The organism is Sinorhizobium terangae, assembly GCF_029714365.1.
GTDB lineage: Bacteria > Pseudomonadota > Alphaproteobacteria > Rhizobiales > Rhizobiaceae > Sinorhizobium > Sinorhizobium terangae.
This window is the reverse complement of the sequence record NZ_CP121659.1, coordinates 1,806,172-1,833,010: the sequence shown is the minus strand read 5'-3', so window position 1 is coordinate 1,833,010 and position 26,839 is coordinate 1,806,172. Positions and strand designations below refer to the sequence as shown.

22 protein-coding genes are annotated in these 26,839 nt (G+C 62.4%); 11 read left to right on the top strand and 11 right to left on the bottom strand.

Going from position 1 to position 26,839, the window contains the following annotated elements:
* Window positions 1–218 precede the first annotated feature (218 nt).
* Window positions 219–1,838, top strand: coding sequence for an SMc04171 family calcium-binding repeat protein (locus QA637_RS08650; RefSeq protein WP_153437547.1), 1,620 nt, complete (start codon window positions 219–221; stop codon window positions 1,836–1,838).
* Window positions 1,839–1,865: 27 nt separating this feature from the next.
* Here QA637_RS08650 and QA637_RS08645 read toward each other — a convergent pair whose 3' ends face one another.
* Complete coding sequence (locus QA637_RS08645; RefSeq protein ID WP_153437548.1) at window positions 1,866–2,699, bottom strand: Hint domain-containing protein; 834 nt, start codon at window positions 2,697–2,699, stop codon at window positions 1,866–1,868.
* Window positions 2,700–2,943: 244 nt separating this feature from the next.
* Between QA637_RS08645 and QA637_RS08640 the strand changes: the two genes are divergently transcribed.
* Window positions 2,944–3,777, top strand: coding sequence for a response regulator (locus QA637_RS08640; protein WP_153437549.1), 834 nt, complete (start codon window positions 2,944–2,946; stop codon window positions 3,775–3,777).
* 402 nt (window positions 3,778–4,179) lie between these two features.
* Entirely contained in the window at window positions 4,180–5,472 is a 1,293-nt protein-coding gene (locus QA637_RS08635; protein WP_283064745.1) for a GGDEF domain-containing response regulator, read from the top strand.
* A gap of 92 nt (window positions 5,473–5,564) precedes the next feature.
* Here QA637_RS08635 and QA637_RS08630 read toward each other — a convergent pair whose 3' ends face one another.
* From QA637_RS08630 to QA637_RS08620, 3 genes are all read right to left on the bottom strand, one after another.
* On the bottom strand, window positions 5,565–9,665 hold the full coding sequence (locus tag QA637_RS08630) for a beta strand repeat-containing protein (protein ID WP_283064744.1): 4,101 nt from the start codon (window positions 9,663–9,665) through the stop codon (window positions 5,565–5,567).
* Window positions 9,666–9,944: 279 nt separating this feature from the next.
* Complete coding sequence (locus tag QA637_RS08625; RefSeq protein ID WP_153437551.1) at window positions 9,945–10,712, bottom strand: outer membrane protein; 768 nt, start codon at window positions 10,710–10,712, stop codon at window positions 9,945–9,947.
* 236 nt (window positions 10,713–10,948) lie between these two features.
* Window positions 10,949–11,953, bottom strand: coding sequence for a GlxA family transcriptional regulator (locus QA637_RS08620; protein ID WP_153437552.1), 1,005 nt, complete (start codon window positions 11,951–11,953; stop codon window positions 10,949–10,951).
* A 407-nt stretch (window positions 11,954–12,360) separates the two neighbouring features.
* Here QA637_RS08620 and QA637_RS08615 point away from each other — a divergent pair, with 407 nt between their 5' ends.
* The 3 genes from QA637_RS08615 to QA637_RS08605 all read left to right on the top strand — a co-directional run bounded on the left by QA637_RS08615 (window position 12,361) and on the right by QA637_RS08605 (window position 14,978).
* Complete coding sequence (locus QA637_RS08615; protein WP_153437585.1) at window positions 12,361–12,651, top strand: metal/formaldehyde-sensitive transcriptional repressor; 291 nt, start codon at window positions 12,361–12,363, stop codon at window positions 12,649–12,651.
* The gene (gene dmeF, locus QA637_RS08610) at window positions 12,648–13,625 is read left to right on the top strand and encodes a CDF family Co(II)/Ni(II) efflux transporter DmeF (protein ID WP_283064742.1); all 978 of its coding nucleotides are present in this window, start codon (window positions 12,648–12,650) and stop codon (window positions 13,623–13,625) included. The genes QA637_RS08615 and dmeF overlap by 4 nt, the downstream gene beginning before the upstream one ends.
* Window positions 13,626–13,901: 276 nt before the next feature.
* Window positions 13,902–14,978: a diguanylate cyclase gene (locus QA637_RS08605; RefSeq protein WP_283064741.1), complete on the top strand. Its 1,077-nt coding sequence runs from the start codon at window positions 13,902–13,904 to the stop codon at window positions 14,976–14,978.
* Window positions 14,979–15,192: 214 nt separating this feature from the next.
* Here QA637_RS08605 and QA637_RS08600 read toward each other — a convergent pair whose 3' ends face one another.
* Together QA637_RS08600 and QA637_RS08595 are read right to left on the bottom strand one after the other, a co-directional pair.
* On the bottom strand, window positions 15,193–15,399 hold the full coding sequence (locus tag QA637_RS08600; RefSeq protein ID WP_153437555.1) for a hypothetical protein: 207 nt from the start codon (window positions 15,397–15,399) through the stop codon (window positions 15,193–15,195).
* 123 nt (window positions 15,400–15,522) lie between these two features.
* Window positions 15,523–15,861: a hypothetical protein gene (locus QA637_RS08595; protein ID WP_153437556.1), complete on the bottom strand. Its 339-nt coding sequence runs from the start codon at window positions 15,859–15,861 to the stop codon at window positions 15,523–15,525.
* Window positions 15,862–16,072: 211 nt separating this feature from the next.
* Here QA637_RS08595 and QA637_RS08590 point away from each other — a divergent pair, with 211 nt between their 5' ends.
* The 3 genes from QA637_RS08590 to QA637_RS08580 all read left to right on the top strand — a co-directional run bounded on the left by QA637_RS08590 (window position 16,073) and on the right by QA637_RS08580 (window position 17,908).
* A complete protein-coding gene (locus QA637_RS08590) occupies window positions 16,073–16,963 on the top strand; it encodes a LysR substrate-binding domain-containing protein (RefSeq protein ID WP_136506892.1) in 891 nt (296 codons plus the stop codon).
* A 130-nt stretch (window positions 16,964–17,093) separates the two neighbouring features.
* Window positions 17,094–17,405: an ArsR/SmtB family transcription factor gene (locus QA637_RS08585; RefSeq protein WP_153437557.1), complete on the top strand. Its 312-nt coding sequence runs from the start codon at window positions 17,094–17,096 to the stop codon at window positions 17,403–17,405.
* Window positions 17,406–17,446: 41 nt separating this feature from the next.
* Entirely contained in the window at window positions 17,447–17,908 is a 462-nt protein-coding gene (locus QA637_RS08580) for an SRPBCC family protein (protein ID WP_153437558.1), read from the top strand.
* 122 nt (window positions 17,909–18,030) lie between these two features.
* Here the strand turns inward: QA637_RS08580 and QA637_RS08575 are convergent, their stop codons facing one another.
* Entirely contained in the window at window positions 18,031–18,282 is a 252-nt protein-coding gene (locus QA637_RS08575) for a YjiS-like domain-containing protein (RefSeq protein WP_167528170.1), read from the bottom strand.
* A 171-nt stretch (window positions 18,283–18,453) separates the two neighbouring features.
* Here QA637_RS08575 and QA637_RS08570 point away from each other — a divergent pair, with 171 nt between their 5' ends.
* On the top strand, window positions 18,454–20,439 hold the full coding sequence (locus QA637_RS08570; protein ID WP_283064737.1) for a BTAD domain-containing putative transcriptional regulator: 1,986 nt from the start codon (window positions 18,454–18,456) through the stop codon (window positions 20,437–20,439).
* A 51-nt stretch (window positions 20,440–20,490) separates the two neighbouring features.
* On the opposite strand, the gene QA637_RS08565 is transcribed toward QA637_RS08570, so the two are convergent.
* The 3 genes from QA637_RS08565 to QA637_RS08555 are packed head-to-tail and all read right to left on the bottom strand — an operon-like array spanning window position 20,491 to window position 24,100.
* Window positions 20,491–21,645 carry a M20 aminoacylase family protein gene (locus QA637_RS08565; protein WP_283064735.1) on the bottom strand — a complete coding sequence of 385 codons (1,155 nt, stop codon included), beginning with the start codon at window positions 21,643–21,645 and terminating at the stop codon, window positions 20,491–20,493.
* Window positions 21,642–22,889, bottom strand: coding sequence for a Zn-dependent hydrolase (locus QA637_RS08560; protein WP_153437562.1), 1,248 nt, complete (start codon window positions 22,887–22,889; stop codon window positions 21,642–21,644). Before QA637_RS08560 ends, QA637_RS08565 begins: the two co-directional genes overlap by 4 nt.
* Entirely contained in the window at window positions 22,886–24,100 is a 1,215-nt protein-coding gene (locus QA637_RS08555; protein ID WP_153437563.1) for a diaminopropionate ammonia-lyase, read from the bottom strand. The genes QA637_RS08560 and QA637_RS08555 overlap by 4 nt, the downstream gene beginning before the upstream one ends.
* 102 nt (window positions 24,101–24,202) lie before the next feature.
* Here QA637_RS08555 and QA637_RS08550 point away from each other — a divergent pair, with 102 nt between their 5' ends.
* A complete protein-coding gene (locus QA637_RS08550) occupies window positions 24,203–24,682 on the top strand; it encodes an Lrp/AsnC family transcriptional regulator (RefSeq protein WP_153437564.1) in 480 nt (159 codons plus the stop codon).
* A 36-nt stretch (window positions 24,683–24,718) separates the two neighbouring features.
* Here the strand turns inward: QA637_RS08550 and QA637_RS08545 are convergent, their stop codons facing one another.
* The gene (locus QA637_RS08545) at window positions 24,719–26,791 is read right to left on the bottom strand and encodes an ASKHA domain-containing protein (RefSeq protein ID WP_153437565.1); all 2,073 of its coding nucleotides are present in this window, start codon (window positions 26,789–26,791) and stop codon (window positions 24,719–24,721) included.
* Between the last annotated feature and the right edge of the window lie 48 nt (window positions 26,792–26,839).

Sequence of the window (26,839 nt, the reverse complement as noted above, 5' to 3'; positions counted from 1 at the left end):
AAACGCTGCTCCGGAAATCTTGCTGTCCACGGTGCTCTTGCGTGCGCGACGATACCGGGGCGGCTCGATAAGTATATATTGCATGATACTAATTACAAATTTGAAGTAAAGTAATTATGTTGTTGTTTTTCAATGGTATTTCTCGATTCCGTATAGCGTTTCAACTGAGAATACGGTAATGAGCTCTCGCGGTTATATTTGGGCTGGGAGAGCGCAACATGACCACCATCGTGGGCAATGCCGAAAATGACGCGTTACTGGGAACTGAAGAGAAGGATCGAATCTGGGGCCTGACCGGCGCCGATGAGATCGATGCGGGTGATGGTGACGATCTGGTCGACGGTGGCGCGGGAGATGATCGCCTGACCAGCAGGGATGGCTACGATCGCCTCGATGGTGGCGAGGGTGACGACCAGATCGCCCTGGTTGGCACCGGCGGCGCAGTGACCGGCGGTGTCGGCTTCGATACGCTCGCGATCGATCTTTCCAACGTCAATACCGCCGTCAGGTTTAGCGGCGAACACGGTCATGGGATCATCGGCTACGACGACAGGTCGAATTGGGAACACATCTTCTTCAACCGCATCGAGCGGCTCGTGCTGACCACCGGAAGCGGCGACGACCGGATCTTCGGGGCCGCCTCCGACGACGTTCTCTCGACCGGCGCCGGAAACGACATTATCGGTCCTTATGGCACCGACCTCGACGACGGCACCAGCATGTTCGGCGACGACACGATCGACACGGGTAGCGGCGGCGACATCATTGTCGACACGAGTGGCGCAAACCGCATCTTCGCCGGGGACGACAGCGACAACATCGTCACCACGCTTTCCTCGGCGGTGATCGACGGCGGCAACGGGCGGGATACGCTTACGCTGTCCGACGAAGGAAGGACGGAGGACGTGACCGTCGATTTCGCGCAGGGGTTTGCCTCGACCGGTACGCTGATCAGCGGCATCGAGGTCGCCAGCGTGGATCTCGGCAGTGGCAACGATACGCTGATCGCCGGAAATTTGTCCTCACTGAGCGCCCACATGGGCGAGGGCGACAACTACGTGCTCGGCAGCAGCGGCAGGGACTACATGTCGTCGGGAGGCGGTGATGACGCCCTTTATGGCGGCGCCGGGGACGATATCCTGATCAGCGTCGGCGGCAATGATGTGCTGATGGGCGGTGCCGGCAACGATGAGATCTACGATGCGGGAACGAGTTTCAACGACGGCGAGACGATCATCGACGGCGGTGCCGGCGATGATCTGATCCTGGTGAGCGCTCCCTCCGGTATCATCAATGGCGGCGCCGGAAACGACATGCTCCACGTCACCGCCCCGCTCCCAGGCGTGACCAATTTTGATGCCGCGACGGGCATGCTCGGCACGACGCTGATTTTCAGCGGCATCGAGACATTCAAGGTTGCAGGCGGCGCGGCCGACGATGCGATACGCACGCTCGCAGGCAACGACGACCTCACGGGCAACGACGGCAACGACCGCCTCGACGGCGGGGCGGGCAACGACCTCCTGTGGGGCGGTGAAGGCAACGACGTGATGACGGGCGGTGCTGGTGCCGATGCATTTCTGTGGTCGTCCGATACGCTCTCCCGCGACGGAATCGACCACATCACCGACTTCGACGCCGACGGCGGCGACGTGCTGCGGTTCATCGGCCACGCATCCACGGCCACGGGGATCGACAGCTTCGCCGACCTCGTTGCGGCGGCGACCGAGACCGGAGACGGGCTCTACATCGCCTTCAACGGGTCGAGCAGCTTCGGGCTCTTCCTCGACAACGTTTCGCTGTCGGACCTCTCGGCGGACGACATAGTGTTCGCTTAGATGGCGATGACCTTGCCGCGCGTCCGATCAGCCGACGAGCTGCTCGCCGCGCGCGGCAATTCTCTCATAGGCCTCTTCAATGGGCACACGCACCCGAGCGAAGCGGCGGACTGCAAGGCGCAGCAGCGCCTTCAGATGCGCCCGGCCGCCATAGCCGACAGTCGGCGCAAAGGGCTTCTGGGGCTGCGGGTCGGGATAGAGCCGCGCGAACTCGGCGAAATTGGTGAAACTCTCGTGGATGCCGGCCTCGATAAGGAGAGTTTCCACCGGGGCGCCCTCTGCCAGGATCACTTCATGCGTATCGAGCGCGATATGGAAATACTCGATCTCGCGCTGCGCCACAGGAAGGGCGGGTGCAATCGACGTTCCATTGATGAGATCCTGCACCCTGATGAGGACGCCATCGATGAGCAGGGCGTGGCCAGCGGAGAGATAGAGGTCCCGATGCGGCGTGTGCTCATCGAGGGCGTGCCGACAGATACGGATCGGCACGACGCTATCGTTCCAGCTGGGCCCGCTGCGCCTGTAGACATGGCGGCCGATCCATTTGATCGTGCGTGTTTCGCCTCGCACCGTTTCCACGAGATCGCCGATCCGAAGGTCTTCGATCGTGACTTCGCCTGTCGGGGTCAGGATGGAAGTGCCGCGGAGAAGACATTTGGGGCCTTGACCGGGATTGTTCCCCGGTTTCGGTCCCTTTCCCGGTTTTGCCGTCTGGGCCCGGGCCGTCGAAAACGGAAAGAAAGTCGTCACGGCGAGAGTGCCCATTGCCGCAATTCTGGCGACTGTTGCGGCGGCCAGACCGAGGAAGTGACGTCTCGCCCGATTGAGTTGCGGGTGCTGCTCTCCGGTTGACGACATTGTTCTCTCCGACTTTCCACATACGGCTTCGAGAACGACCGCAGCCTATCCTGATCCAGAGTGGCAGATGAGAAAATTCATATATTCGTTCTGATGCATATGGCTACGGTGGTACTCACTGTCACGAAGGTGGAGGCGAGTTATGCTTTCGGAGAGGGGAACGGCGAACGATCGGCATTAACACGCAATAAAGTCTTTTCCCCCTAGCATGCGTCCCGGGGACACTCTTTCTCATAGGCGATCAATGTCATTTTTCGGCGTTTCCGGAATGTACTATTCCGGCGAATCCCTTGGCGAACACCGCATCGTGCTTGCCGAGGACTCAAACCTCTTTGCATCGATGGTTTCTAAGCGGCTGAAGGAGCTGTTCGACATCGACGTGATCGTCTGCCGCGACTACGAGGATCTGCAGTTCGCCGTTGAGAACGCCTCCTTTCCTGCTTCGCTGGCGATCTCGAACATCAACCTGCCCGGTGCCGAAAACGGCGAGGCTTTGAATTATCTGATCGAAATGAGCGTGCCGACGATCGTCTTCACCGGCTCATTCCAGGAGAGCACGCGCGAGGCCATCCTGGCCAAGGACATCGTCGATTACGTCATCAAGGACAGCGTCTTCGCCGTCGACATGCTGGCGGAGTCTGTCTGCCGCTTCTTGACCAACCAAAAACATCACGTGCTGATCGTCGACGACAGCCCGACGGCGCGAGCGCTTTTGACGACGCAGCTCAAACGCTACAATTTCCGCACCAGCTCGGCCGAGAGCGGTGCCGCTGCGCTCGAAATCCTGAAGAACCATCCTGACATCGCGCTTGTCATCACCGACTACAACATGCCGGACATCGACGGTTTCGAGCTGACGCGCCGGATCCGGGCTGCTCACGGCCCGCATCAGTTGCGCATCATCGGCGTCTCGTCCTCTACGAACCGGCTGCTCTCCGCGCGATTCCTCAAGGCCGGCGGCAATGATTTTGTCGTGCGTCCCTTCGTCAACGAGGAATTCTATTGCCGCGTCAACCAGAACCTCGACACGCTGACGAAGATCCGCACGCTGAGCGGAGCGATGAAAATCCCGGCTTGATGCCGATCTTGGAGTTTCGCAGCAGCGAGCCGCGTGCTGTGGATTTCGGGACTGCAGGTTGCTCTGTTAACGGAATCGCAACCGGCAGGCCTTTCAATCCATTAAAATAAGAAAAGGGGAAGCCCGGTGATGGACACTGTCGAATACCAACTCGGCAGGTGAGCGGATACCGGGGCAATTGATTTTGGCCAGCGCCGTCTTCGGGAAGCACGCCTGCGGCCACTGCATGAATCACTGAATGATTGCTTGAGCCGGAGACGTCTTAAGTGCGGAAAATCAGGAAACATGCGTGAATTCAATTGGTTGCAGTGATCCGGCGTCTTGGGGGCGAGATAACGGTGCTGTAGGGATGGGGTTGCTGGGACCGTGAGGCTACGTCGCACGTCGGGGCAGGCGAACAGCGTGCTGAAGCATCGCGACAAGCGGTTGCTGCTCGTCGAAGATACGCGCATGTTCGCGACGGCGTTGAAGTACGGCCTGGAAAGCACGCTTGGCGCGCGGGTAACGCATTGCGGCACACTCGAAGCGGTAAAGGCCGAGCTAGCCGCCGGGTCCGACGAATTCTCGCTGGCAGTGGTCGATCTCAACCTGCCCGACGCGCCGAACTGCGAGGGGCTCGATTTCGTGCTCGCCAGCAACGTACCGGCGATCGTGTTTACCGGTGCTTTCAATGACGGGACGCGCGAGCAGATCCTGGGCAAGGACGTGCTGGGCTGCATCGTCAAGCACGAACCGCAATCGATCGAGCGCCTGATCGCCGCCGTCGACCGGGCGCTGACAGACGGCCGAACGACGGTGCTGCTCATCGATCCCAACAAGGCGTCGCGCTGCGATCTCGCCGAGCTTTTGCGCCGACAGCGCTTCTCGGTCGTAGAGGCGTCCGTGGCTGGGGAGGCGTTGCGACTGCTCGATGCGGGCGAGGCAATCGATCTCATCGTCACGGATACCGACCTCAACGACATGACCGGCGCAGGGCTGATCGCCGAAATCCGCAGCCGACAGGGCGAGGAGGCCGCTCCGGTGATCGGCCTCTCCGATCACGGCGACGCCCGTCTGGCAGCACGTTTCCTGGAGGCGGGCGGGGTGGATTTCATCCACAAGCCATTCGTCGAGGCGGAATTCAGCGCCCGGGTAGGGCAGGCGGCCGCCATGCAGAAGCGCTTGCAGGCGCTGCGGCGCCTGGCGGCGAGCGACTATCTGACGAACATCTACAACCGCCGTCACTTCTTCCTCACGGGTCCCCGGCTCGTCGAGCAATGCCTGAGGCGCGGCGAGCGCACCTCGATTGCCGTTCTCGACATCGACCATTTCAAGCGCCTCAACGACACCTATGGTCACGAGATCGGCGACATCGTGCTGAAACACGTGGCGCGGCGACTGAAAGCAATTGTCGGAGAGGAGCATCTACTGGCGCGCCTCGGGGGTGAGGAATTCGGCATTCTCTTCAATGGGCTGGACGCGCGCCGCGCCTATGACTTCTGCGAGCGGCTGCGGCTTGAACTGGAGAGGTCGAAAATAGTCGCAGACGACGAGGAACTGACGATCACAATCTCGATCGGCCTGGCGACCATCGAGGCCCAGGAAGCCTTCGACAACTACCTGCACGCGGCCGACCAGTTCCTCTACATGGCCAAACATGCCGGGCGGAACCGGGTGATGTCGGAACTGACGCTTTTGGATGTACTGGCGTCTTAAGCTCGTCGCGTGAGGGCGATGTTGCGTACGTGTTTCACTTCACTATGCAGACTGTCACCGTGATTGGGGCGGGCAAGCCCGCCCCAAGGATGTCAAAGAAGGAAGTCGCCCGCAACGAGCACCTTGATCCCGGAAAGCTCGATCTGAAAGTCGGCGCGGCCGTCGCCGGTGACGTCACCGTAGACGATTGTCTTGTCGTTGGCGGTGCCGGTGACATCGAAGGTCTTGTATATGAGCTCTCCGGCCTTGCGCGTGAACTCGCCGGTACCGCGCCAGGTGAAGGCCTGGTTGCCGGCAAGCCCGGTATTGGCATCGATTGCAGTGAGGCTGATCACATCGTCGCCATTGCCGAAGTCGGTGATGATATCGCGATAGCCGGCGCCCGAGGCCGGACCATAGGCGACGTTGTTGACGTAGCCGGAGTAGCCCTTCGCAGAGTCGTCGATCAGGTTGAAGATGAAGGTGTCGTTACCAGCGCCGCCGGTCAGCCGGTCGGCGCCGAGTCCACCGACGATCGTGTCCTTGCCCGCTCCGCCGTTGATCGTGTCATTGCCGGCGCCGCCGTCGAAATATTCGCTGGCGGCCGACGTGCCCGTCAACGTGTTGGCGCCGGAACTGCCGATGTAGCGCTCGACTGCATCGGTGAGGGAGACCCGCACCGTTTTCGTCGCCTCGGCGCCGGTCGCGATTGTCTTGTCATCGACCAACACGCTCACATCGAGGAAGGGGTTGGTCTCGAAATCGAGCCGTGCTCCGGCCTTCAGCCATAGTGCGTTGTCATGAACGGCAAAGAGCGAGGAATCGGCGCCGGCGAGCGTGACGACATTGCTGCCGAGCCCATCATCCGAGACGAGAAGATCGGCCACTTTCCGCTCTGTCGTGGTTGAGGCGTTTTCCGCAAGCGTGAAGAGACGCTGTGTCAGCGTCAGCGTCGGCGCGTCGTTGACGGCGCTGACGGTGAAGTTGAATGTGCCGGGAACAGGCGCGGACAGATCCTCGTTGCCATCCTCCACGAAGACCTTGAAGGAAGCCGAGGTCGTGTCCGAGCCGTTGTGGCGGAAGCTGACGACGCCCGCTGCAAGCTGTGTGCCGGTGAAGCGCGTTGCCGCGACGCCGTTGACGAGCACGGTGCCATTGGCGACGCTAGAGACGCTGAAGGTGACATCCGCAGCAGAGTCGTCGGGGTCGGTAAAGCCGAGGTCCGCCGCAACAAGCGTGTAGCTGCCGCCTTCGGTGACGGTTGCCCTCAGGTCGCCGGTGAGGAGCGGGGCGTCGTTGACGATGCCGTCGACAAGCACCGATGCGGTCGATGCGACGTTGTTCAGCGTCAGCACCGCGTTGTTTCCGGCGATGTCGCGGATCGTGCCGCCGTTGAGAAGAACCGTTGACCCGAGAGTGATGCCGTTTGTGTCCCGCTGGTCGTCGACCACCGTCACCTGGAAGACCAGCGCATTAGTGCCGCTGCCGCCGGCATAATTGGCATAGACCGTGCCGCCGGTGTCGAGCGTGACGGCGATGCGCGGGGTGCCGCCGGCCGTGCCGACCAGGACCGCATCCTGGAAATTGACCGTGAAGGCGAGATTGTCGCCGTTCAAATAAGTGCCGCTCGGCGGGACGGCGACGCTTGTCACCGAGGGGGCCACACCGTCAATGACGATGTCTTTCTGTCCGGCGATCGAGTCTGCACCGCCGACCGTCGGCAATGTCAGCACCACATCGTTGCCGTTTGCATCCTTGATGGTCGCACTGTTGAGCACCAGCGCAGCGATCGAGGCATAGTCGAGATCAGCGCTTTGATCGCCGGCTTGCACCGTGTAACTGAAGGTGAGCGTGTTCGAGCCAGAGCCGGACACATAGGCGGCGTTGCGATCAATGGCGCCGGTTTCGAGCAGAAGCGTCGGAGTCCCGTTGGTCGTGTCGACCGTAACGGTGCTGTCGAAGGTGACCGTAACGGAGATCGTGTCGCCCGTGCGGTAAGCGCCGTTGGCATTGGCAACACCGACGCTGATCACTTCCGTCAGCCCGACATTGATGGCAATCGTGTCTGTATCGGTTTGTGCACCGCCGGATCCGGCGAGGCCCAGATCGTTCGTAATGATCTGCAGCGAGGCTGGGCCGGAGTAGCCTGCCGTCGGCTGGAACACCATGCCGGTCAGCGCTGCGTTGACGTCAGCAACAGTTCCCGTGAAGGTCATCACGGCATCGCCAAGGCCATCGCCAACGACAAAACTCAGCCCCGTGGTGGCGGAAAGCGAGATCAAGCCGTGGCTTGCCGTCAGCGTTACCTGCACGGTGCCGCTGCCGGTGTCGACGTCGGACACCGTGACCCCATTGCCATTACCGGTGCTGAAGACAAGCGTCGAATCCGCGTCGATCACCTGTTGTCCCGGTACGTGGTTGACCGGCGCGTCGTTGACCGCCGTCACAGTGACGGTCTTGGTGCCGGCCGTGCCGCTCGAGCTGCCGTCGTTGGTCACGAAGCTGATTGTGCGGGTCGCAGCATCGGGTGCTTCGGACGTGTTCGCATAGGTGACAGAGCGCAGCGCGGCCTGCCACTCGGCCAGCGTCGCGATTCCGCCGGCGGAGGTCAGCGTCAGGACGCCGGTTACGGAATTGTAGGACGCCGTGATGTTGCCCATCGTGCTGCCGTCATTCGCGAAGGCGAGAACATCCTGGCTGGACTGGAAATTGCCTGTAATGGCCACCGTGGCGGAGGCGAGGGTGGTGTTGTCGGCGTCGGAGAGCGTGACGCCGCCGTCGATCGCGACTGTCGAACCGCCTTCGGTGAACGCGCTGCTCCCGCCGGATGTCGTCACGACCGGAGCGTCGTTGGTCGAGGCAACCGTCACAGTCTTGGTGACCGTGGAACTGTTCAGGCTTCCGTCGTTCGTCGTAAAGGCAACCGTCCGGTTTGACATGTCAGGTGTGTCGGAACTGTTGGCGTAGGTGACGGCGCGCAGTGCCGCCTGCCATTGCGCCAAGGTGGCCGAGCCGCCGCCGGACGTCAGCATAAGCACGCCGGTGTTGCTGTTATAGGACGCCGTTATGTTGCCGAAGATCGCCGAACTCGAATTGGTGAAGGTGAGAATATCCTCGCCGCCGTGGAAATTGCCGGTGATGGTGACCGTGGCCGATGTCAGGGTTGCGTTGTCGGCGTCGGTGATCGTCAATCCGGCATCGATCGCGACCGGTGTCGACGTGGTGTTATTGCCCTCGGTAAACGCCGTGCTGCCGCCTGACGTGCTCACAACGGGCGCGTCATCGACGGCGTTGACGTTCACGGTCTTGGTTACGACGGTGCTGCTGTCGCTGCCGTCGTTGACAATGAAGGAGACGGTTCGCGTCGCTGTGTTTGGGCTTTCCGATGTGTTGGTGTAGGTCACCGCCCGTAACGCGGACTGCCACTGCGCCAGCGTGGCCAAGCCGCCGGCGGAGGTCAGCGTCATGACGCCGGTCACGGCGTTGAAGGACCCCGCGATGTTGCCGAAGGTCGCCGCGCTTGAATTGATGAAGGAGAGGACATCCTGGCCGGATTGGAAGTTGCCCGTGATGGAGACGGTGGCCGAGGCAAGGGTGCTATTGTCGCCGTCGCTGACAGTTATGCCGCTATCCACGGCAATCGGCGTCGACACCGTATTGTTGCCTTCCGTGAAGGAAGATGTGCCGATTGAGGTCGTTGCGACCGGGCGCTGGTTGGCGAACTCGACTGTAATGTTATCGAGCCAGAACGTCATCGTGCCTGTCGGAGGGGTGTCCGGAATGATGACATCTTCGATGGTGAGGGACGGTGCGGGGCTGACCGCAGGAACGTTGCCGGCGAAAATCGCCCGGTAGTAGTAAGGTCCGATACCGTCGCCATGTAAACTATCGTCGGACCACGTTGTCCCGTCGACGTCCAATGAGGGCGGCCAGATGCCGCCGTTGCCGACGAGCGGATCAGAATTCACGCTGATCTGGTAGTCGTAAAAGTCGAGCTTTGCGCCTGTTGTGCTGGTCACAGTGATTGTGAACTGCTCATCGCCAAAGGCCGGGTCCTCGGTGAAGTTGAACCGGCCGTTGTCGAAATTGGCGCTCCAGTTGCCCTGAGCCGTAATCGTGAAAACCAGCCCGCCGGCGCTAAGGGTATTATCGGCCCCGCCTGCCGATCCGTCGGTGATCTGCCCGGCGGAAAAGTCGACCAATGTCTGCACCATGTTTGCACTCCTGCGATGGTCCACCGATCTGCCCAGTGACAGCGGTGCCAAATGAATGTCGGCTGTGGATGACGGTTGAGCCCGGACCTTCGATGCTCCGGGTGGACCCACAGGCTGATTGTCGATCTACAGTGCCGATCTACGAAGCGCGCGAAAAAATCACTGTAATAACTTGTTTCAATAAGATTTTTTGTTTCTGTATATATTTTGCGAATGCCTTCGCCTTCGCGTCTCCCGCCCCAGGAATCGCTGACGGCCCCTTCCGTCACCGAAAAAAAATTAAAGCCGCCACCGGATACCGACGCGCACGACGTCGAAATCGAGGTCGTTTTCGAAGCGCGGGAACGCGCCGACCGGGTCGGCCGCTGCGCCGGTCGCGGTGACATCGTCGAAATCGTAGTGAAGATACTCGAGAGAAGCGGACCAGTTCGGAGCGAGCTGCCATTCCGCGCCGGCGCCCGCTACCCAGCCCGCCTTGACCCCGCTGCTGGAGACATCCATGAGCCCGATCGTCGGGAACGTCTGGTTGTCGAAGGCGCGCACGTCGATATCGGCCACCGCCAGACCGCCGGTCACGTAGAAGAGTAGATCCTCTGCGGCGATGCCGGCGCGCAGGCGCGCGGTGGCGGCCCAATCGGTATCGAAGCTCGTCCGCGTGTCCTCGACGATCTTTGATGTGCCGCCGGCGCTGAGATCCATCATGCTGAAATCGATCGCGCCACCGAACACCAGCGACAGGCCGTCGACGTCCACCTGCCGGTCGCATCCGGCCTCGACGCCGCCGATCGCGCCTTGGTCGTCGCTTTCGATCACTTCGTATGGGCCGCTGAGGCTGTTCCAGGAGGTGCCCGTTCCGGCGAAGGGGCCTTGCGCAAAGGGCGAATCCGTCGCCTCTGCCTCCGCGCGGGCGTAACCCGCATGGGCGCCGACATAGCAGCCGGACCAGTTGCTGGTGTTTTCACCTGCGAGGTCGCCGGCCCGCGCTCCGCTGGCGCACAAAAACAGCACTCCTGCGGCGAACCCCGCAGACAAAATATGGCCGGACATGCATTCCTCGTGGGATCTGGAATCAGAAGCGATCGGCGAACGCCTTTCGCGTCATACGAGCATAGACGGGGTCAGCCGGCAGGAGAAGTGGCGGATTAAAATAATCTTAATGGATCTCTGCTTTTGCAGCCGTTCGCCGCAACGAGCGAAATAACGCGGTCGTTCAATAGATTACGGCGACCTCCTTATCTAAAAGAGATCGCCGCCTGCGAGATTTAGGGGATAGTGTCGCAGATTTACCGCGCCATCTGCAGCGTCAGCTTGCGCTCGGCGCGCTCCTGCTGGGGCGAGCGGTTGTAGAGTTCGCGATAACACTTGGAGAAGTGCGAGGCCGAGACGAAGCCACAGGCGACGGCCACTTCCACCACCGGCATCGACGATTGGATCAGGAGGTGACGGGCGCGGTCGAGCCGGATCTCCAGATAGTAGCGCGCCGGCGAGCGACCCATTTCCTGGCGGAAAAGCCGTTCGATCTGGCGACGCGAAAGATCGGCGTTCTCGGCGATCTCCAAGAGCGACAGTGGCTCGGCGAGGTTGCTTTCCATGAGTTCGATGATCGACAGGACCTTCGAATTCTGCACGCCGAGGCGGGCCCGGAGCGGTAGGCGCTGGCGGTCGTGCGGCCCGCGCACCCGGTCGGTCAGCGCCTGCTCGCAGACCCGGTTGACGAGGTTTTCGCCGAAATCCTGGTCGATCAGGTTCAGCATCATGTCCAGCGAGGCGGTGCCGCCGGCGCATGTATAGATGTTGCTGTCGATCTCGTAGAGGTCGGCATAGACCTCGGCCTGCGGAAAGCTTTCGGAAAAGCCCGGCAGGTTCTCCCAATGGATGGCGCAGCGCTTGCCAGTCAAGAGCCCGGCTGATGCCAGTACATGGGCGCCGGTACAGAGGCTGCCAACGGCGATGCCACGGTTATAGACCTCACGCAGCCAGGCATTGACCGACTTGTTCTGGAAGTCCTCTACATATACGCCCGAACAGACGAGTACCATGGAGGGACGGTTTTCTCCGGCGAGGAACTTGCGCTCGTCGGCAAGCGAGGTGTTGACCTCGAGCGCGATGCCGGCGGAGGAAAAGACCTTCTGACCATCGGTCGAGGCGAGGCGCCAGGTATAGGCCTCGTAACCGAGCATCCGGTTGGCGATGCGGAGCGTTTCGATCGCCGCCGAGAAGGGCAGCATGGAAAAGTTCGGCACCAGAAAGAAAACGAGCGAACGCTTTTTGGTCAACGGTTTGTTCATGAGTCCTCCCAGGCTCTACGCTGTCCGTATTCGTCGCGTGGAATGGGGCTATCGGCTTGTCAATTTGCGACACTGACATGGAAAGCCGCGACTGGAAAGGTATTTCTTATTGCGACATGGCAGCAATCCGGCGATTTCGGGCGGCTTTCCGGCAAGTTTGTGAAAAAGCGACAGAATGGCCGGAGCGTGTGGCGCAATCTGGCAAAAGCCGTTCTGGATGAGTAGCGTTTGCGTCTACGTCTCTTGGTTGTGGTGTTGCCGATTGCGACCTCAACAAAGGAGGTGTCGGCGGTGTCGGTATCTGACAAGGCTCATGGGGCTACAAAGTTGCGCCGCGGACCTTCGGGCTTCCGGAGGTAAGTGGAGCCGCTTGATTGTCGGGCAGATATAGGGTACTCCCCTATGCTATGCATACGATACGCAACCAAGCCAAGCTGCTCGCCCGCGTCCGTCGCCTCAAGGGACAGATGGAGGCGATCGAACGTGCGCTCGAGGGCGAACGGCCCTGTGGAGAAGTTCTCAATCTGGTGGCCTCCGTGCGCGGCGCCGTCCAGGGCCTCACTGTCGAATTGATCGAGGATCATATTCGCGAGCATGTTGCCGCCCCGGGGACGGGCGGCGACCTGGTGCAGGAACAGCGCGCCCGCATGCAGGGCGCCGACGAACTGATAGAAGTCGTCAGGAGATACCTGAAATGAGCAAGACCTACGCTTCCGGCTCGACCGGGCATGATCATGTCTTTCTCGGCGACAATCACCAGCGCAACGAGCGCCGCACCTGGTTCGTCATTGCGCTGACGGCAGCGATGATGGTGGCGGAAATCGCGGCGGGCACCTATTACGGCTCCATGGCGCTCGTCGCCGACGGTTGGCATATGTCCACCCATGCCGCCGCCATGCTGATTGCGGCGCTCGCCTATCTCTATGCCCGACGTAACGCCCGCAACCGCCGTTTCACCTTCGGCACCGGCAAACTCGGCGATCTCGCCGGCTTTGCGAGCGCGATCGTGCTGGCGCTGATCGCGCTGTTGATCGGCTGGGAAAGCCTTCTCCGCCTGCTGAACCCGGTTGCAATCAGTTTTCCGCAGGCGATTTCCGTCGCCGTGCTCGGCCTTGCCGTCAATCTCGCCAGCGCCTGGCTGCTCGCCGACGATCACGGGCATCACCATCACGGTCACGACCACCACCACCACCACCACCACCACCACCACGATCATCATCATGGGCACGACGCGGCCGTCCACGCTCGTGACAACAATCTGCGCGCCGCCTATCTGCATGTGCTCGCGGATGCGCTGACCTCGGTCCTGGCGATCGTCGCGCTGACGGCGGGAAGTGTCTATGGCTGGATCTGGCTCGACCCGTTGATGGGTGTTGTCGGCGCCCTGGTGATTGCCCGCTGGTCCGCCGGCCTGATCCGAGATGCCGGCAGCGTTCTTCTCGACTACATTCCGGCCGGCGAGGACCTGCCGGAGGAGATCCGCGCCGCGATCGAGAAGGACGGCGACCGCATCATCGACCTTCACGTCTGGCAACTTGGGCCCGGCCATCACGGCGCCATCGTCTCGCTGGTGACGAAGAACCCGCAAAGCCCGTCGCTCTACCGCGACAAGCTCGCGCACCTGCACGAACTTTCCCATGTGACGGTCGAAGTCGAACGCCAGGCAGCGTGACATCGGCCCGCCGTCGGGCCTGGTTGGCGGCAGGCCGCGGCGGCCACCTGTCCTGCGCGACCGCGGGTTGTGCCAAGCTGTGGCGGGAAGTCGCAGGAAGTTGCATCTGGAACGCAAGCATCCGTTAGTTTATCGAACGTACCAAGTCGCTCTAGATCACGATGATTTTAGGTCCGATCGACCTAATCATAAACGTGATCGATTCTAATAAGTAGCGCGTGATACGGGCGGAAAACCGGACACACTTTTCCTCATCCCGTGCTAGGGAAGACGCTTGTGAACGGTACGATGCATTTTCTCAACAGTCTGGGTGTGATGGCGTTGCTGGCCATTTTCTACGGCTCGTTGCTGCGCCGGCGCATGACCGATGCACTCCGCAAGGCCGTCATGGGCGTGCTGTTCGGCGGTGCTGCGGCGATCGCGGTTCTCCAGCCGATCCATATCGGCTCCGGCGTGTTGGTCGACGCACGCAACCTCATCATCGGCTGCGCTTGCGCCTTCTTTGGACCGCTCGGCGCTTCGGCAACCCTGGTCACAGCGGCGATCGTTCGCGTCCAAGCCGGCGGCGTCGGGATTCCGGCGGGGCTGGCATCGATGATGATTGCGTATCTGATGGGAGCTGCGTGGGAGCAATCGGTGCGGTCGCGCTTAAACAGCACCCTCGTAAGCTTCCTTGCGCTCGGCGCGATGATCTCCTTGAGTCTGCTCGGGATAGTGCTGCTGCCCGCGGATGTGCGCATGAAACTTCTGTCGGAGATCGGCCTCTTCAGCATTGGCTTCAATCTTCTGGGCGCGGTCGTTCTCGGCAGCTTCATCGAAAGGGAACGGCGGCATGCGGCGCGCGAGTCGAGGCTCAGCAACGAAGCGAAGACCGATCCGCTGACCGGCCTTCTGAACCGGCGCAGCTTCCAGGAGCGGTACGAACGCCAGGTGCAGGAGCGTAACCGCACTGGTTCGGCCCTGCTGGTGGTCGATCTCGACCATTTCAAAGATGTCAACGACGCCAATGGCCACGATGTCGGCGACATCGTGCTGCAATCCGTCGGCCGCCTGCTGAACGAGACGGTGCGGCAAGGCGATGTCGTTGCCAGAATAGGCGGCGAGGAGTTCGTCGTATTCCTGCCCAACACGGAACTCGGCAACGCGAGGCTTCTGGCTGAGCGCATACGCCAGAAAGTCCAGGGAGCCGGCGTCGAGGTCGACGGCAGGCAAATCACGATCACCACCAGCGTCGGCGGGCACTGGCATCACGGCATCGTCGACCTCGCCGTGGCTCTGAAGCAGGCTGACATCGCCCTCTACCGGGCCAAGGAAGGTGGCCGCAACCGGGTGGAGTTCGGCCCGGCCGTCTGAGCGACGCGATCACGCGGCATCATCCGGATGCCGATTTTGCGGCGGCCATCCGGAGAAAACTGATCAGAGAACTGTCGCCGGAGATCGTTGCCCGTCTGCATGACTGAAGATCGTTTGCGACCCGCGCAAAGAAAAAGGGCATTCCGTTTAGGGAATGCCCTTTAGAGGTCAAGTCTTGCCCGACATCGGGCGGGGGGAGATTTGGTGTCGTCGGTCATTGTTCCGCCTTATGGGACTCGTGCACCTCGTCGTCCGCGGACGGGAAGCCGATATCCTTCAGCGTGTCGTAGGACAGGCTTTCCAGAACGACTTCATTGCGGTGCCGCTTCCAGGCGGCCCAGGCGCGGGCGCGCAGGTTGAAGAGGCCGGGCAGGGCGGACAGCCCGTGGCTCGATGACGATGAAAACTGGTTCGTAGACATTTCTGGTTCCTTCTGAGCTTCTCAAAAGGTCGCGACCATGATGGTAGATATGGCGCAACCCAATTCATCATTCAAACGAATATGTTTGATGTTTTCCATCAAACATGGTGATCGGTTGCCGCCTCACGCAACAACACTATCCGAAAGCGGCGCCGGCTGTTGTTCCGCGAGTAACAGGTCATTTCTGACCCTCGCTGGAAGTCTCGCCAATTCACGGCGGGTTTCCACCCGATTCCTGGCGATGTTGTTGGCGCGCCGCCTTGTGGCGATCCGGTCGATGAAGGACCGGGCGCGCGACAGGATGGCGAGGACCATGTCCTCATCGCCCGAGGCAAGCGCCGTGGTTTCCGGTTGAAGCCGAACGACCGTTTCTGGTTTGACGGTGGCGGCGGCCATCTGCCCGTCGGCCTTCATGTATGTGGCGTTGTCGTAAGGCGTAGTCACCAGTGTCAACGCGGACATGAGCTTCCTCCTGTTCGAGATCGCGCTGCCAATCCGGGAGCGTGAACGGGATCCGTTCCTCTGAAGTTTCGGCGGATGCGGGGAACACCGCTCCGCTTCGTTCTTCCTGCTCTGGATCTTCCTTGCAGCTTGACTATCGCTCACGCTTGATGTTCAATCAAACGAAATGAAATCATGTTATCTTTCAGATTTTCTGAATGAGGATGCCGCCATGAACATGATGTTGCGCCATGCGCTTCCGCTGCTTGAAATGGATGTGCTGAAGACCTTTGTCGCGATCGCCGAAACCGGCAACTTCACCACCGCGGCGGAGACGGTCTACCGCACGCCGTCGGCCGTCTCGATGCAGATCAAGAAGCTGGAGGAACTACTCGGCTGTACGCTTTTTCTGCGTGATGCGCGCTCGGTGTCGCTGACGCCGAAGGGGGAACTGCTGCTCGGCTTTGCCCGCCGGCTCCTGTCGCTCAACAATGAAACGGTGTCGCGCTTCCTTCTGCCCGACATGAACGGTGTGGTCAGGGTCGGTGCGCCGGAGGACGTCGGCGAGCGGATCCTGCCTGACGTGTTGAAGCGCTTTGCCGAATCCTACCCGAACGTTACCGTCGACGTCTCGATCGGCATGAGCAACGCCATGCGCAAGCGCGTGGACGAGCACCGGCTGGACATCGCCATCTTCAACAGCCTGACGGACGATGTGCCGAAGGACACGGAAATCCTGATGCAGGAAAAGCTCGTCTGGGCGGGCGCGAAATGCGGCAATGCGCATCTGCGCGATCCGCTACCGGTTTCGATGTGGGAAGATGGCTGCGTCTGGCGTGCCGATGCGGTCGAGAAGCTTTCCCGGGCTGGGCGCAAGTTCCGCGTTGCGTTCCTGAGCGCCTACACCACCGGTCAGCGGGCGGCTGTGCTTGCCGGCCTCGCCATTGCGCCGCTGCCGCGCTATCTCGTGCGAGGCGAGATGGTCCAACTTGGCGAACACGACGGTCTGCCGGATCTCGGCCACTACGACATCGGGCTCAAGGTCATCGAGGATGCGCCGGCTCCGGTGCTGGCGGTCGCTGATCATGTGCGTGCCGCCTTTGCCGAACTGCAGATGCAATAGACCCATTCAACTCATGGAAGCGTCGTTCGGGGCGCCGCGTGTTCGATCGGATGCGCGGCGCTTCGTTTTTCCGGGACTGTCGCTTCGATTCTCCAGATTGACAGACATAAGTCGCAGCTTATAATAAGCCATGACTTATGAAAATAGATTGTTCGCGGCCCTTGCCGACCCGACCCGGCGTGCGATTTTCGAGCGTGTTGCGGGACAGCGGCAGTCGGTCGCGGAGCTGGCGCGGGTGATGCCGGTGTCGCAGCCGGCGATTTCGCAGCACCTGAAAGTTCTGAAGGAAGCACAGCTTGTACGTGACGAGCGTTCGGGTGCGCGCCGGATCTATTCGATCGATCCGGAGGGGCTAGGACCGCTCCGGGCGTGGCTCGACCGCTTCTGGACCGAACAGCTTGCCGCCTTCAAGGCCGCGGTCGAGACAGCGGACGATTCCTGAAGACATCTGTCAAATCAAAGATGCAATGGGAGGAAAGCATCATGCACACGATCGAGCCGGCTCCGATCCGCAAGTCCGTCACCGTCCGCGCATCAGCGGAAAAGGCCTTTGAAATCTTCGTCAATGGCATGGGAAGCTGGTGGATCAAGGACCATAGCCTGACCGAATCCGGCCAGAAGACGGTGGTGGTCGAGGCGGTTGCCGGTGGCCGGTGGTATGAGATCGGCAATGCCGGCGAGGAGCGGGACTGGGGCCGCGTGATTGCCTGCGACCGGCCGAACCGCATCCTCTTCGCCTGGCAGCTCAACGCCGATTTCGACTTTGATCCCGCCCTCCACACCGAAGTGGAAGTTCTGTTCGAAGCGAAAAGCGAGAATGAAACGACAGTCGTCCTCGAACATCGCGAACTCGCCAATTACGGCGCCAAGGCGCAGGATGTGCGCGGCATGCTCGATTCTGGCTGGGGCGGATTGCTGGCCTCCTATGTCGCTCAAGCGGCGTAGGGCCTGAAGCGCGTCGCGTTCAACCGGACGCGTGCGACGCGCTTAGGTCATTGCTTTTATGCATGTCATTGTCCCGAAAACGTTTCACACCTTTGGGCGACATGCATTAACCCGCGCCAAACTCACCGCATGGACAACAGGGTGGTCATCACGCCCGCCTTGATCTCGATCACGGGCTTCGCTTCTAGCGCGTCTACCGGATAGCCGATGTCTTTGAGCTCGTCGCGGCTGAGGCTTTCGAGCGCTCTCAGTGTTTGCGCATGCCGATGCCGCTTGGCAAAGGCGGCCCCAACGCTTGCGAACCGTTCTGCGAGAGCGTGGACGAAATCTCCGGTGTGGCCTGCGTATCCGGAGTGGTATTCTGCGGTAGCCATTTCGGCCTCCATCTTCGAACTGATGAAGGGACTTGCCATGGCCGCGTTTTACCGCTGTTCAGGCGGCTGTGAAATGCGGGTGAGGCCGAAGGGGACAAGCGCTAAATCTGCGTTAAATCGAGCGTAATCAATGCTAACGTGGCTCGTATTTTTCTCAAGTGGAGCCAGCGCATGCGCATTCGGTTGCTCGGGGAGCTCTCCGTCTTTTCGTCGTCGGATCAACCGGTTCGGTTCACGACGCGCAAGACCGCGCTCGTCTTTGCCGCCCTGGTCCTGGCGGGCCGTCGCGGCGTGCGACGCGCCCTGCTGGCCGATGGCTTCTGGCCGGGACGTGGCGAGGCTCAGGCGCGCAATAGCCTGCGCCAAGCGCTCGTCGACATCCGGCGCGCTTTCCCGGCCGGCAACAGTACTGCGATCGAGATCGAGTCCGACCTCGAGACGGTCAGGCTCGCCGCCGCCTCCGGCGAGGCCGACCTTTGGGTCTTCGATCACCTGATCGAGCAGGGCGGGGTCCGTAGCCTTGCGGCCGCGGCCGAGCTTTACCGCGGCGATCTCCTCTCCGAGACCTCGATTCCCGACGAGCTCGAACAATGGTTCCAACCGGACCGTGGCAACTACCGGCAGAAGGCGTTGCAGCTCGTTGATCGGTTGAGCCGTGAGCTGAACGCTGGCGGCGACGTGGCGGGCGAGCAGGTCTGCGAGCGCCTGGCGGAACGGCTGCTGGCCTCCGAACCCGCCGCCGAGGAAGCGCACCGCGCCATGATCCGGATCTATCAGCATCGCGGACAAGCCAATGCCGCCATGCGGCAATATCTCCTCTGCCGCGAAGCGCTAGGGCGCGAACTCGGCGTCGAGCCGGAAGCGACGACACGGGCGCTGATCGAGACGCCCCCGGAAGCGCCGCCGCCGGAGTCATCCGCCGCTGTGAAAAGTGACACGCCGGTTGCGGTGCCCCGCGAAAGGGAGCAGCCCTCCGTCGTCGTCATGCCGTTCGATAATCTGAGCAGCGAAGAGGACGACTATTTCGTCGATGGCGTCGTCGAGGAGATCACGGCGGCGCTGTCGCGCGTTCGGGATTTCTTCGTGATCGCCCGCCAATCGGCCTTCACCTACAAGGGCCGCTTCATCGATGTGCGCGAGGTCGGGGCCGAGCTCGGTGTGACCTACGTGGTGGAGGGCACGGTTCGGCGCGGTGGCGACCGTCTGCGCATCTCCGTGCAACTGGTCGACGCGGAGTCGCGCAAGCAATTGTGGTCGGATCGTTACGAGGGGGTGAGCGCGGATCTGTTCGAGTTCCAGGACCGCATCGCCGCCCAGGTCGCCGGAGCCATCCATCCGGCCGTGCGCCACGCGGAGATTGAATCCGCGACGCGCAAGCCGCCCGCGAATCTCAGGGCGTACGACCTGGTGATGCGTGCCTTCCCAAAGCTCTGGGGCCAGAATGCCGTAGCAATCGCGGAGGCGATGAAGACGCTCGAGGAAGCGCTCAAACTCGACCCGAAATATGGCCGCGCACATGCGCTGCTTGCCTGGTGCCACGCGCTGAACATCACCTATCTCTGGTCGCCGAACCAGGCTGCCGAGTTGCAGGCGACGCTTGATGCCGTCGATCGGGCATCAGGCCTTATCGAGGACGACCCGACGGCGCTGACCGCCTGCGGGGCAGCGGTCAGCCTTTCTGGCGATCAGCAAAGGGCGGCAGCGCTGATCGAGAGCGCGCTCGCACTCGATCCGAACAATGCCTGGGCCTGGACCCGGTTCGGCTGGGTCGGCGTCTACCGGGACGAGGCTGCCGAGGCGCAGGAGCGGTTCGAGCGGGCGATACGGCTGAGCCCGCTCGATCCCTTCCTGTTCAACATGCGCATGGGGCTCGGGGCTGCCCACGCGCTCGCCGGCCGGTTTTCCGAGGCGGTCGCGATCGCCCGGGACGTGGTCACGCGCCATACGAACGTGACCTGGGCCTATCGTCAGTTGGCGGCCTGGGCCGCCATGAACGACGACATGAAGACCGCCCATTGGGCGGCCGAGCGGTTTCTCGCCATTCAGCCCGACTACACGATCGCCAAATACATCGCGCTTCCTTCGCTGCGCGACGTCAGCCGGTTCCGCGAGACGATGGCGGAAGGCATGAAGAAGGCGGGGCTGCCGGAGAATTAGGGCTAGCAGTCGCGGTCGCAGCAGCCACGGCGCTTGTCGAAATAGCCGGTTCTATTTCGCCGGCAGACGCCGCTTGACGATCGCGGCATGGAAACGGCACCCATGGATCAGCCCGGCATCGTTGAAATCGTAGGTCGGATTGTGCAGCGGCGCGGAGTCCTTGCCGTTTCCGAGGAAGACGAAGCAGCCGGGAACGTGTTCGAGGAAGCGGGCGAAATCCTCCGAGCCGGTCATCGGCTCGCGGGCCGTGGCGATATGATGCGGTTCGAACACGGTTCTTGCGGCGGCGAAGGCTTCGTCGACCAGGGCGGCATCGTTGAGAAGGGGCACGAATTCGCGCGTATAAGTCACCTCGGCGGAGACGTTGTAGGTCAGCGCCGTGCCTTCCGCGATCACGCGCATCTGCTTCTCGATCTCGGAACTGACTTCCGGCCGGAAACTCCGGGCATCGCCAAGAACGCGGGCAAGGCCTGGCAGGGCGTTGCGTGTCCCGTCGGTGATGAACTCCGTGACCGAGACGACGCCGATATCTGCGGGACTTAAGCGGCGCGAGACGATCGTCTGCAGGTTCGTGACGAGGGCGCAGGCGGCAACCAGCACCTCGTTGCCGGCATGCGGACGCGCGGCATGGCCGCCGACGCCCTTGAGAACGATTTCAAAGTTGTCTTCAGCCGACATCATGGCGCCGGCACGCGTCTCGAAATGGCCAACCGGAAGCCCCGGCATGTTGTGCAGCCCGTAGATTTCCTCGAACGGAAATCGCTCCATCAGACCATCGTCAAGCATGGCGAGCGCGCCCTTGCCCCATTCCTCTGCTGGCTGAAAAATGAAGCGCACGGTACCGTCGAAGCCACCGTGTTCGGCGAGCAGCTTTGCAGCGCCCAGCAGCATTGTCGTGTGGCCGTCGTGCCCGCAGGCATGCATAACGCCCGGGTTTTGCGAACGATACTCAGCCGTTCCCTGTTCCGGAATGCGCAGCGCGTCCATGTCGGCGCGAAGCGCAATGGCGCGGTTGCCGCTGCCGCGACGGAGCGTGCCGACGACGCCGGTGCCGCCGATGCCCTCGGCGACATCAAGCCCGAACTCCCTGAGCTTCGCTGCGACGAAGGCGGAGGTCCGCTTCTCCTCGAAACCGAACTCCGGATGGGCGTGAAGATCGCGCCGCCATCCCGTCATTTCCCGTTCGAGCATCGCGAGATCGGTCATCGGATCTTTCCTTCAGCGGCTAGGCGTTGGATGACATCGAGCAGGACATTGGCTCCGGCGACGAGATCGGTGTCGGCCGTATATTCGCGCGGGTTGTGGCTAATGCCGCCAACGCTCGGCACGAAAATCATTGCCGCTGGTGCAATCCGCGCGATCATCTGCGCGTCATGGCCGGCGCCGGAGGTCATCCGTTTCGAGGCGAGGCCGCGCCCGCGGGCTGCCTCCTCGATGATCCCGACAATCCTTGCGTCGAAGGTCACCGGCTCAAACCGCGCCAGGCGCTCGGTCGAAATCGTCATGTTCTCGGCCGTCGCCAAGTCTTGCAGATAGGCGGCGAGCGCGGCTTCCTCCGCTTTCAGCCGCTCCGCGTCGGGATCGCGCAGATCGACCGTGAAGGTGGCGCGCGCTGGGATCACATTGATGGCGTTCGGCTCGAAGGCGATACAGCCGACGGTGGCGACGGTCGGCGTATTGGACGCCGTTGCGCGGTCGTGCAGGAAGCCGATCACGCGGGCGGCCGCGTAGCCGGCATCGCGCCGCATCGACATCGGTGTCGTGCCGGCGTGGTTGGCGACGCCCTCGATCGTAATCCTCTGCCAGGAAATGCCCTGCAGGTTCTCGACGGCTCCGATCGGCACGCCTTCGCGCTCCAGGACCGGGCCTTGTTCGACATGGAGCTCGACATAGGCATGCGGCTTCGAAAAGCCCGGCCCATCCGCGCCGGCATAGCCGATGCGGCGCAATTCCTCGCCAAGTATGCTGCCGTCGGTGCCAACCGTCGCAAGCGCCTCGTCGAGGGAAAGCCCGCCGGCATAGACCAGCGACCCCATCATGTCGGGGGCATAGCGCACGCCTTCCTCATTGGTAAAGGCAGCGATGGCAATCGGGCGGCCGAGGGCGGCGCCGGCCTCCCTCAGCGTCTGGATCGCCTCCAGGCCGGATAGCACCCCGTAGCAGCCGTCGTAAATGCCGGCGTCGATGACGGTATCGATATGCGAGCCGATGAGAACGGGCGCCTTCTCGGCGTTGCCGGCCTCGCGCCACACGCCGAAGATATTGCCGATGCGATCGACGGCGATCTCCAGGTCCGCCTCGCGGAGCCACCGGACAAGCTGATCCCGACCGGCCTTGTCTGCGTCCGAGCCTGCGAGCCGCGTCAGCCTGCCGTCGCCGTCGCGGCCGACTTCGCCGAGGGCGTGGATACGGCTGAGCAGCCGGTCCGCATTGATTGAAACGGCGCTCATGCTGTCGCTCCCTGTGCCTGCCGGCGACCGATGACCTCCGCCGGGGCCATGCCGACAAGCTCGGCATAACGCTCCGGGTCGGTGGCGCCCTCTGTGTTGAAAAGCAGGACGCGCGACGTTTCATCGAGACCGACCGCTGCCCGGATGGCGGGGGTGGTCGCCGCCCGCACAAGCCCCGCCAGTCCCGCGCCGCCGCTTTCTCCCGCGACAATCGCTGGATCGTTGCCGGAGGGGCGCGCCAGCCGGTTCATCGCGGCAATCGCGTCCTGCTCGTCGACGGTCATGAAGACGTCCGCGACGTGCTTGAGCACCCGCCAGGCGACAAGCGAGGGATCATAGCATTCGAGCATGGCCATCACCGTCGGCTCGCCATAGGCGATCTTCACGGGATGCCCGGCACGCGCCGTCTCGAAGATGCAGGCGGCGCGCACGGGGTCGACGACGGTGAAGATCGGCCGCCGGTCGCCGAATGTCAGCGCGAGATGACCGCTGACGGCTGCGGCGACGCCACCAACGCCAGCCTGCACGAAGACATGCGTCGGCGGTTCCGGCAGGCGACGCAGCGCCTCGCGGACCATTGCCGTATAGCCCTGCATCACCAAGCCGGGAATGCGCTCGTATCCCACCCAGGACGTGTCTGAGACGATCGTCCAGTGGTTTTCGGTCGCGATCCGCGCCGCTTCGGCAACGGTATCGTCGTAGGTGCCGTCGACGCGTACCATCTCGGCGCCGAAGCGGGAGATCGCCTCCACGCGGGCCTCGCTGACGCCGCCATGTACGAAAATCACCGCCTTCGCGCCAACGAGTTCGGCTCCCTGCGCCACCGAGCGGCCGTGATTGCCGTCGGTCGCGCAGGCGAAGGTCATCGTCGCAGCCACCGCCTTCACATCCGGCGAATGCAGTTCGGCAATCTCGACCACCCGCCCGAGGCGCCGTTCCGCCTCTTCCAGCACCAGCCTGATCACCGCATAGGCGCCACCGAGCGCCTTGAAGCTGCCGAGACCGAGACGATGGCCCTCATCCTTGATGTGGACGGCGCCGACGCCAAGCGCGGCGGCCTGCGCCGGCAGGGAATGCAGCGGCGTTTCGGCGTGATTGGCGCGGTGCGCGAGGAAGCGTTCGACCGTTTCCGCCGCGCTTTCGCCGAGGGTTTCGGCGTCGACCGGGGCGAGCGGCGCGTTGTGGCTGGGAAGGGTGTTGAGGAGAAACATGGCCGACCTCGTTCAAAAGCTGGCGAAGATATATTGCATATCCGACGAAAATTGCGCTGTATTTGAAGATGCAGGTTGCAAGTTTGTTTCGTGAGGAGCCCCTTGGCAAAACCGAGCCGCGAAATTGCCCTCGATTCCTTCGACCTGGCGATCCTGAAGATCCTGCAGCGAAACAATGCGACGCCGCAGCGCACAATCGGCGAGGCGGTCAATCTCTCAGCGCCGGCGGTGCAGCGGCGGATCAAGCGCATGGAGGAGGCGGGTGTCATCGCGGCCAATTGCGCCATCGTCGATCCGGCCAAGGTCGGCCGGCCGATCACGATCTTTGTCGAGGTAGAGGTGATCAGCGAGACGGCCGAATTGATCGACGCGGCAAAGGCGGAGTTTTCGGCCGCGCCGGAGGTGCAGCAATGCTACTACGTCACCGGCGAGGCGGATTTCATCCTGGTCATCGTCGTCGCCACCATGGCCGATTACGAGGCGCTGACGCGGCGGCTCTTCTTCGGCAACACCAACGTGAAAAAATTCCGCACCTTCGTCGCCATGGACCGGGTGAAGGTGGCGCTGACGGTGCCGCTTTGAGATCCTACGGCGCCGCGCGGGGAAGAGTGATGGCGGCTATTCCCGGCTGCGGCGCCTTCTGCGGCCGCCACCTTCGCCATCGTCCGTCAGCACCTTTCGCTCCGGCAGCGCAACCACTTCGGCGAGCTTCGGGAAGGCGTCGACCTTGTTGGGCATCGCCATGGCGTTGACGAAGTGCTCCTGAAATTTCGATTCAAGAGCCGTCTCTATCTTCTCGATTTTCCTCACCGTTTCCTCGATCTCGCGGCGATGGCCGCGATTGAGGAGCGCCATAAGCGCGCCGGTGCCGGCGGCGTTGCCGACCGCCTTCACCTCGGTAAGGTCGCAGTCCGGGATGAGGCCCAGCACCATGGCGTATTTCGGATCGATGAAGGAGCCGAAGGCGCCGGCGAAGCGGATCGTGTCGACATGGGTAACACCCTGCTTTTCCATCAAGAGCTTGATGCCGGCATAGAGCGCGGCCTTGGCAAGCTGGATCGCGCGGATGTCGTTCTGCGTGACGGTGATGCGTTGGTCGCCTTCGTGCAGAAGGTAGGAGAAGGTGCGGCCGTTCGGCACGATGCGCGGGCTTTTCGCGGCCATGGCGCCGTCGACGACGCCATCCTGCGAAATGATGCCGGTCAGATACATCTCTGCGACGACCTCGATGATCGCCGAGCCGCAGATACCAGTGACGCCGACCGCCGCGGCGGCCTCCGCAAAGCCTTCCTCGTCCGACCACTTGTCGACGCCGATCACGCGGAAGCGAGGCTCCAGCGTCTCGGGATCGATGCGCACACGCTCGATCGCACCGGGGGCAGCGCGCTGGCCGGAGGAGATTTCCGCGCCCTCGAAGGCCGGGCCGGTCGGCGAGGAGGCAGCGACGACACGTTGCCGGTTGCCGAGCACGATCTCGGCGTTGGTGCCGACATCGACAAGCAGCATCATCTTGTCCTGCCGGTGCGGACCTTCCGAAAGCGTCGCACCGGCGGCGTCCGCCCCGACATGGCCTGCAATGCAGGGCAGCATGTAGAGCCTAGCGCCGCGATTGACCTCGATGTCGATCTCGTGCGCCCAATATTGCAGCGCGCCGGAAACGGCGAGCGCGAAGGGCGCCTGGCCGAGTTCCGTCGGGTCGATGCCGAGGAAGAGGTGATGCATGATCGGGTTGCCGACGACCACCATGTCGAGGATGTCGTGGCGGTCGACCTGGCCCTCGGTGCAAACCTTGCCGATCAGGCCGTTCACCGCCTCGCGCACCGCCTTGGTCATTGCCTCGCGGCCGTCCGGGTTCATCATCACATAGGAGACGCGGCTCATCAGATCCTCGCCGAAGCGGATCTGCGGGTTCGACGCGCCCGAGGAGGCGACGATGCGACCGGAGAGGAGCGACACCAGATGCATGGCGATCGTCGTCGAGCCGATGTCACACGCGACGCCATAGGCCTCGTTCTTGAGGCCCGGCCAGAGGCCAACGATGAAAGGCCGCGAGGAATCCATGTCCCGGTGGATCGCGGCGGTGACCGCCCAGTTGCCCTTGCGCAGGATGCCTTGCACCTGCGGGATCAGATGCGGCGCGATCAGCAGATCCTTCCAGCCCCAGTCCTTCTCCAGCATGGCTTTCAGCCGGTCGAGGTCGCCGAGCGGCTTGTGCATGTCCGGTTCATCCACTTCGACATAGCAAAGCTGAACGGCGGCATTGCGCTCGATGACCCGGTCGGTTGCGGCCTTTCGCACCACCTGCGCATTGATGACGGTGTCCTGCGGCACGTCGATGACGAGATCGCCGAGAATCTGGGAGGAGCAGGAAAGGCGGCGGCCGTCCGGCAGTTCGCGGACGCTGGCGTAGCGCTGCTCCTTCGGGCCGATCGGCGAGATGTGGTCGTTCGACGAGACGATCTTGTGCTTGGCGAAATTGCCTTCCTGCACGGAAACCTGGCAGCGCCCGCAGGTCGCACGTCCGCCGCACACGCTTTCGACATAGACCCCAAGGGAGCGCGCGGCGTCGAGTATCGGCGTGCCAACCGGGAAGCGGCCACGCTTGCCCGACGGCATAAACAGCACCAGAGGATCCTTTTGCGCGGCTTCGGTCATATTGGTCTCGATCTCGGAAGTGCCTTCGATGCGCATGCTCAAGTCTCTCGTCAGGTCCGCTTCATCTTGGAAGCGAGGCGCGGG

What these genes read in the sequence shown, in the direction of transcription:
- QA637_RS08650 (WP_153437547.1), top strand. Translation starts at nt 219, where the DNA reads ATGACCACCATCGTGGGCAATGCCGAAAATGACGCGTTACTGGGAACT.
- QA637_RS08645 (WP_153437548.1), bottom strand. Translation starts at nt 2,699, where the DNA reads ATGTCGTCAACCGGAGAGCAGCACCCGCAACTCAATCGGGCGAGACGT.
- QA637_RS08640 (WP_153437549.1), top strand. Translation starts at nt 2,944, where the DNA reads ATGTCATTTTTCGGCGTTTCCGGAATGTACTATTCCGGCGAATCCCTT.
- QA637_RS08630 (WP_283064744.1), bottom strand. Translation starts at nt 9,665, where the DNA reads ATGGTGCAGACATTGGTCGACTTTTCCGCCGGGCAGATCACCGACGGA.
- QA637_RS08625 (WP_153437551.1), bottom strand. Translation starts at nt 10,712, where the DNA reads ATGTCCGGCCATATTTTGTCTGCGGGGTTCGCCGCAGGAGTGCTGTTT.
- QA637_RS08620 (WP_153437552.1), bottom strand. Translation starts at nt 11,953, where the DNA reads ATGAACAAACCGTTGACCAAAAAGCGTTCGCTCGTTTTCTTTCTGGTG.
- QA637_RS08615 (WP_153437585.1), top strand. Translation starts at nt 12,361, where the DNA reads ATGCATACGATACGCAACCAAGCCAAGCTGCTCGCCCGCGTCCGTCGC.
- dmeF (WP_283064742.1), top strand. Translation starts at nt 12,648, where the DNA reads ATGAGCAAGACCTACGCTTCCGGCTCGACCGGGCATGATCATGTCTTT.
- QA637_RS08600 (WP_153437555.1), bottom strand. Translation starts at nt 15,399, where the DNA reads ATGTCTACGAACCAGTTTTCATCGTCATCGAGCCACGGGCTGTCCGCC.
- QA637_RS08595 (WP_153437556.1), bottom strand. Translation starts at nt 15,861, where the DNA reads ATGTCCGCGTTGACACTGGTGACTACGCCTTACGACAACGCCACATAC.
- QA637_RS08590 (WP_136506892.1), top strand. Translation starts at nt 16,073, where the DNA reads ATGAACATGATGTTGCGCCATGCGCTTCCGCTGCTTGAAATGGATGTG.
- QA637_RS08585 (WP_153437557.1), top strand. Translation starts at nt 17,094, where the DNA reads ATGACTTATGAAAATAGATTGTTCGCGGCCCTTGCCGACCCGACCCGG.
- QA637_RS08580 (WP_153437558.1), top strand. Translation starts at nt 17,447, where the DNA reads ATGCACACGATCGAGCCGGCTCCGATCCGCAAGTCCGTCACCGTCCGC.
- QA637_RS08575 (WP_167528170.1), bottom strand. Translation starts at nt 18,282, where the DNA reads ATGGCTACCGCAGAATACCACTCCGGATACGCAGGCCACACCGGAGAT.
- QA637_RS08570 (WP_283064737.1), top strand. Translation starts at nt 18,454, where the DNA reads ATGCGCATTCGGTTGCTCGGGGAGCTCTCCGTCTTTTCGTCGTCGGAT.
- QA637_RS08565 (WP_283064735.1), bottom strand. Translation starts at nt 21,645, where the DNA reads ATGACCGATCTCGCGATGCTCGAACGGGAAATGACGGGATGGCGGCGC.
- QA637_RS08560 (WP_153437562.1), bottom strand. Translation starts at nt 22,889, where the DNA reads ATGAGCGCCGTTTCAATCAATGCGGACCGGCTGCTCAGCCGTATCCAC.
- QA637_RS08555 (WP_153437563.1), bottom strand. Translation starts at nt 24,100, where the DNA reads ATGTTTCTCCTCAACACCCTTCCCAGCCACAACGCGCCGCTCGCCCCG.
- QA637_RS08545 (WP_153437565.1), bottom strand. Translation starts at nt 26,791, where the DNA reads ATGCGCATCGAAGGCACTTCCGAGATCGAGACCAATATGACCGAAGCC.